This is a genomic window from Enterovirga sp. (assembly GCF_035325185.1).
In the GTDB taxonomy this organism is placed as follows: domain Bacteria; phylum Pseudomonadota; class Alphaproteobacteria; order Rhizobiales; family Beijerinckiaceae; genus Enterovirga.
Genome location: NZ_DAOLAJ010000158.1, coordinates 1 through 4,612 on the forward strand (window position 1 = coordinate 1; position 4,612 = coordinate 4,612).

Genomic DNA, 4,612 nt, shown 5'->3' on the forward strand with positions numbered 1-4,612 from the left:
CCCCCCCCCCCCCCCCCCGGGGGGGGGGGGGGGGGGGCCCCCCCCCCCCCCCCCCGCCGCAAGCGGGGGGAGGGAGGGCGAAGGCGTCGGCCGCGAGGGACCTCATCAGATCACCCGGCGCGGATCGAGCGCGTCGCGCAGCCCGTCGCCCACGAAATTGATGGAGAGCACCGTCAGGAAGATCGCCGCCCCCGGGAAGAGCGCCCAATGGGGCGCGACGTCGAGATGGTCCTTGGCGTCGTAGAGGAGGCGGCCCCAGGTCGGGATGTCGGGCGGGAAGCCGAGGCCGAGGAAGGAAAGCGTGGATTCGGCGATGATGGCCGAGGAGACCTCGATGGTGGCCGCGACAATCACCGGTCCCATCGCGTTCGGCAGGATATGGCGCGTGACGAGATGCCATTGCGAGGCGCCGGCAGCCCGCACCGCCTCGACGAATTCCTTCTCGCGGATCGACAGGAACTGCGCCCGCACCAGCCGCGCCACCGGCATCCAGCGCAGGCCCCCGATCACGGCGACGATCATGAGGAAGATGCCGCCCTCGACCCCGAAGGCCGATTTCAGGCTGTCGCGGAAGAGATAGATGATGAGCAGGAGCAGGGGGAGCGCCGGCAGGGAGAGGAAGAGATCGGTCAGCCACATCAGGAAGGCGTCGAGCGGGCCGCGCGACATCCCCGCGAGCGCCCCGACGACGATGCCGACCAGCGTCGAGACGACCATGGCCGCAAAGCCCACGGCGAGCGAAATGCGCCCGCCATGGATCATGCGGGCGAGAAGGTCCTGGCCGAGATCGTCGGTCCCGAAGGGATGGGCGGGCGAGGGCGATTGCAGCATCGCGGAGAAATCGATCTCGTCGATGCCGGTCGGCCAGAAGAGCCTGCCGCCGACGACCGCGACGACGAGCACAACCAGCAGGCACGCGCTCGCCATGGCGAGGCGATGGCGGCGGAAGCGGCGCCACGTGTCGCGGCCCGATCCCCCGGAGGCGGGCGCACCGACGGAGCCCGGGGCGGACCCGCCCGCCTCGCCCACCGCCTCAACCGAAGGAGATGCGTGGGTCGAGCCAGCCATAGAGCAGGTCCGCGATGAGGTTGAAGAGAACGACGAGGCAGGCGAAGACGAAGGTCACGGCCATGACGACCGGTGTGTCGTTGGCGAGCATCGCGTCGATGAGGAGCGAGCCGATCCCGGGAATGCGGAAGATCTGCTCGGTGACGATGGCGCCGCCGAACACCGCCGGCATCTGGAGCGCGACGAGGGTCACAACCGGGATCAGCGCGTTGCGGGCGATGTGGCGGCGCGTCACCACGCTATCCGACAGCCCCTTGGCGCGCGCCGTCGTGACATAGTCGAGGCGGGCGACGTCGAGCACGGCGGAGCGCACGTAGCGCGTGTAAGAGGCGGCCTGGAAGAAGCCGAGCACGCAGACCGGCATGATGGCCTGGCGGATATGCCCCCAGAGCCAGGCCCAGCCGGTGCCGGGCACATCCGCCTGGTAGACGAAGGGCAGCCAGTCGAGCTTCAGCGAGAAGACCAGGATGAAGAGGATGCCGGTGAAGAAGGTCGGCAGGGAAAATCCCATGAAGGCGAGCGTGTTCGCCACCTGGTCAAAGAGCGAATAGGGCCGCAGCGCAGCATGGATGCCGATCGGCACCGCGATCAGGAGCGCCAGGATCTGGGAGGACCCGACGATCAGCAGCGTGGAAGGCAGGCGCTGGAGGATCAGCGTGTCGACATCCACCCGGCTCGCAAAGGAAAAGCCCCAGTCGCCCCGCGCCATGGCGATGAGCCAGTGCAGATAGCGCACGAGGACGGGATCGTTGAGGCCGAACTTGATCCGCAGCGCCTCCCGCACCTCGGGCGGCACGTTGGGGTTGCTGGCCAGCTCGCTGAACGGGTCGCCCGGCGCGAGGGCCAGCACCGTGAACAGGATCAGGCTGATCCCGAGCAGGCTCGGGATCGCGATCAGCAGGCGGCGAAGGATATAGGCTCCCATCTCCGCCCTGGCCTCAGCCTTCCCGATACCAGTCGCGCAGGAAGGCGAGGCTGTTGTCCCAGCCCCCCGTCACGGCCACCATCGACTTGCGGAAGGCTCCCACCTGCGCCCGGTGCAGCAGCGGCAGAACCTGGGCATCGGCCACGATCACGTCGTTCATCCTGATGAAAAGCGCGGCGCGCTTGACGGGGTCCAGTTCGACGGCGGCCTCCCGGTAGAGCTTGTCGGCCTCGGCGCTCATGTAGCGCGAGATATTGCGGCTCTGCCACTTGTTCTCCTTCGAGGAGGCTTCCCAGGAGACGTAGTATAGCATCCAGCGCGCCGGGTCCGGCTGCACGGTGCTGAAGGTCACCATCTCCATATCAGCGTAGAAATGCCCGTAGGTATCGGGATTGGCGACGTCGGAGGAGAAGAAGACGGTGGCCGGGATCGACTTGATCTCGATCTCGATGCCCGCCTTCTGCGCGGCCTGCTTGATGATGGCCTGCGTCTTCTGGCGAGGCGCGTTGATGGAGGTCTGGAAGACAAATTTCAGCTTTTTGCCGTCCTTGGCGCGCAGACCGTCGCCGCCTTTCTTCCAGCCGGCCTCGTCGAGAATCTGGTTCGCCTTGGCCACGTTGAATTCGTAGCTGGTGTTCTTTGAGACGTAGCGCTCCGGCCCGTTGAGCACATTGGCCGTCGCGCGCGCGGTCCGGCCGTAGATGAATTTCTGGATCGAATCGCGATCGACCAGGAGATTCATCGCGTGACGCACGGCCGGGTCGGAGAAGGCGGGATGCTTCGTCTTCACCGAGGATCGCTCGCCGTCGACCTCCACGTTCGGATCGGTGGCGTTGAGGACGATGAATTCGAGATTGGCGGCGAAGGGCATGTCGAGACGGCCCTTGCCGCCGGCCTCGAACCGCTTGAGCTGCTCGTCCTCGACCTGCATGTTCCAGGCATAGTCATATTCGCCGGCCTGGAGCACGGCGCGCGCGGCGGAGACGGCATCGCCCCCGCCCTTCATCTCGATCGTGTCGAAGAAGGGCCGGTTCGGCAGGTAGTAGAGGAGGTTGCGCTCGCCGCGCAGCATGTCGCCGGGACGGAACTCGAGGAACTTGTAGGGCCCCGTCCCCACGGGCGCGAGATTGGCGGGCGCGTCGCGCGATTTGTCGCCAACATAGTCCTTGAAGTGATGCTTCGGGATGATCATGCCGGGGGCGGCGACGAACGCATCCGCCCAGAACGGGGCAGGCTGCTTGAAGAGAACCTTGAACGTGAAGTCGTCGAGCTTCTCCACCGAGGCGATGCCCTGGTAGGACCCGCTCGTCGTCGCGGCGGTGGCGGGATTGGAGACATATTCATAAGTGAAGAGGACGTCGTCGGCCGTGAAGGGCCGGCCGTCATGCCATTTGACGTCCCGCCTCAGCTTCCAGGTCACGGATTTCCCGTCCCTGGTGACGGCGCCGTTTTCGAGCGAGGGCAGCTCGGCGGCGAGAACCGGCACGAGATTGCCGTCCTCGTCCCAGGCGGCGAGCGGCTCGTAGAAGATGCGCGAGCCTTCCTGGTCCTTCGACCCCACGGCGAAGTGCGGATTGATCAGCGTCGGCGCCTGCCAGAACAGCAGCTTCAACGGACCGCCTCCGCCGGCCTTGGCCGGCTTGTAGGTATCGGCCGGCTGCGCGAAGGCGATTCCGCGATGGGCCAGCATCATGCCGGCCATGGGGGCGGAAAGCCCGAGCGCGACCATGCGGCGCACGAAACCGCGCCGCGACAGGCGGCCGGCCCCCACATCCGCGATCAGCTTGTTCAGCCGCGCCTCGTCCATCTCTGCCCCTCGCAGCCTGTCCCGTGCGGATGTTCGTCCAGATTGCGCCGCTTCACAAGCGCAGGAGTGACTTGTGCCGGAGATGTTCCGATGAAAAGCAAAAAGCCCGCCGGGCGAGAACGCTCCGACGGGCTTTGAATTTGGTTGCGGGGCTAGGATTTGAACCTAGGACCTTCAGGTTATGAGCCTGACGAGCTACCGGACTGCTCCACCCCGCGGCAATTTCGCGACACGAAAGCCCCAGCCGGAGCCGGGGCCGCGCGAACGCGATGAAAGGTTGAAACGTGAAGAGGATTTGTCCTTGGCAGGCCCGGCGATGACCTACTCTCCCGGGTCTTGAGACACAGTACCATCGGCGCTGAGGAGTTTAACGGCCGAGTTCGAGATGGGATCGGGTTCGGGCTCCTCGCTCAAATCACCGGACCGGCGAAGGACAAAGGCAAGAGGACGCTGACGCGTTCGATTCTGGTTTCCTGGTGATCCGCGGATACGGATCATGAGAGCGATCAAGCCAATCGGGCGATTAGTACCGGTAAGCTCAGCGCCTCACAGCAGCTTGCACACCCGGCCTATCAACGTGGTCGTCTTCCACGGCCCTCAAGGGAGTTATAGTTTCGAGGTGGGTTTCCCGCTTAGATGCATTCAGCGGTTATCCCGTCCGTACATAGCTACGCTGCACTGCGGCTGGCGCCACAACAGCTCCACCAGAGGTACGTCCATCCCGGTCCTCTCGTACTAGGGACAGATCCTCTCAAAACTCCTACACCCACGGCAGATAGGGACCGAACTGTCTCACGACGTTCTGAACCCAG

At 65.5% G+C, this 4,612-nt stretch carries 3 protein-coding genes, 1 tRNA gene and 2 rRNA genes; all 6 read right to left on the reverse strand.

From position 1 onward, the window contains the following. Positions 1–105 precede the first annotated feature (105 nt). Positions 106–1,068, reverse strand: a complete 963-nt coding sequence (locus PKD06_RS18410) for an ABC transporter permease (protein WP_324382704.1) — start codon at positions 1,066–1,068, stop codon at positions 106–108. Further along, complete coding sequence (locus PKD06_RS18415; protein WP_324382706.1) at positions 1,034–1,993, reverse strand: ABC transporter permease; 960 nt, start codon at positions 1,991–1,993, stop codon at positions 1,034–1,036. Before PKD06_RS18415 ends, PKD06_RS18410 begins: the two co-directional genes overlap by 35 nt. Before the next feature lie 13 nt (positions 1,994–2,006). Next, positions 2,007–3,800, reverse strand: a complete 1,794-nt coding sequence (locus PKD06_RS18420) for a peptide ABC transporter substrate-binding protein (protein WP_324382708.1) — start codon at positions 3,798–3,800, stop codon at positions 2,007–2,009. 141 nt (positions 3,801–3,941) lie between these two features. Continuing rightward, positions 3,942–4,018, reverse strand: a tRNA-Met gene (locus PKD06_RS18425). Positions 4,019–4,108: 90 nt separating this feature from the next. Then, a 5S ribosomal RNA gene (gene rrf / locus PKD06_RS18430) occupies positions 4,109–4,223 on the reverse strand. Positions 4,224–4,302: 79 nt separating this feature from the next. Next, a 23S ribosomal RNA gene (locus PKD06_RS18435) occupies positions 4,303–4,612 on the reverse strand; the annotation flags it as partial.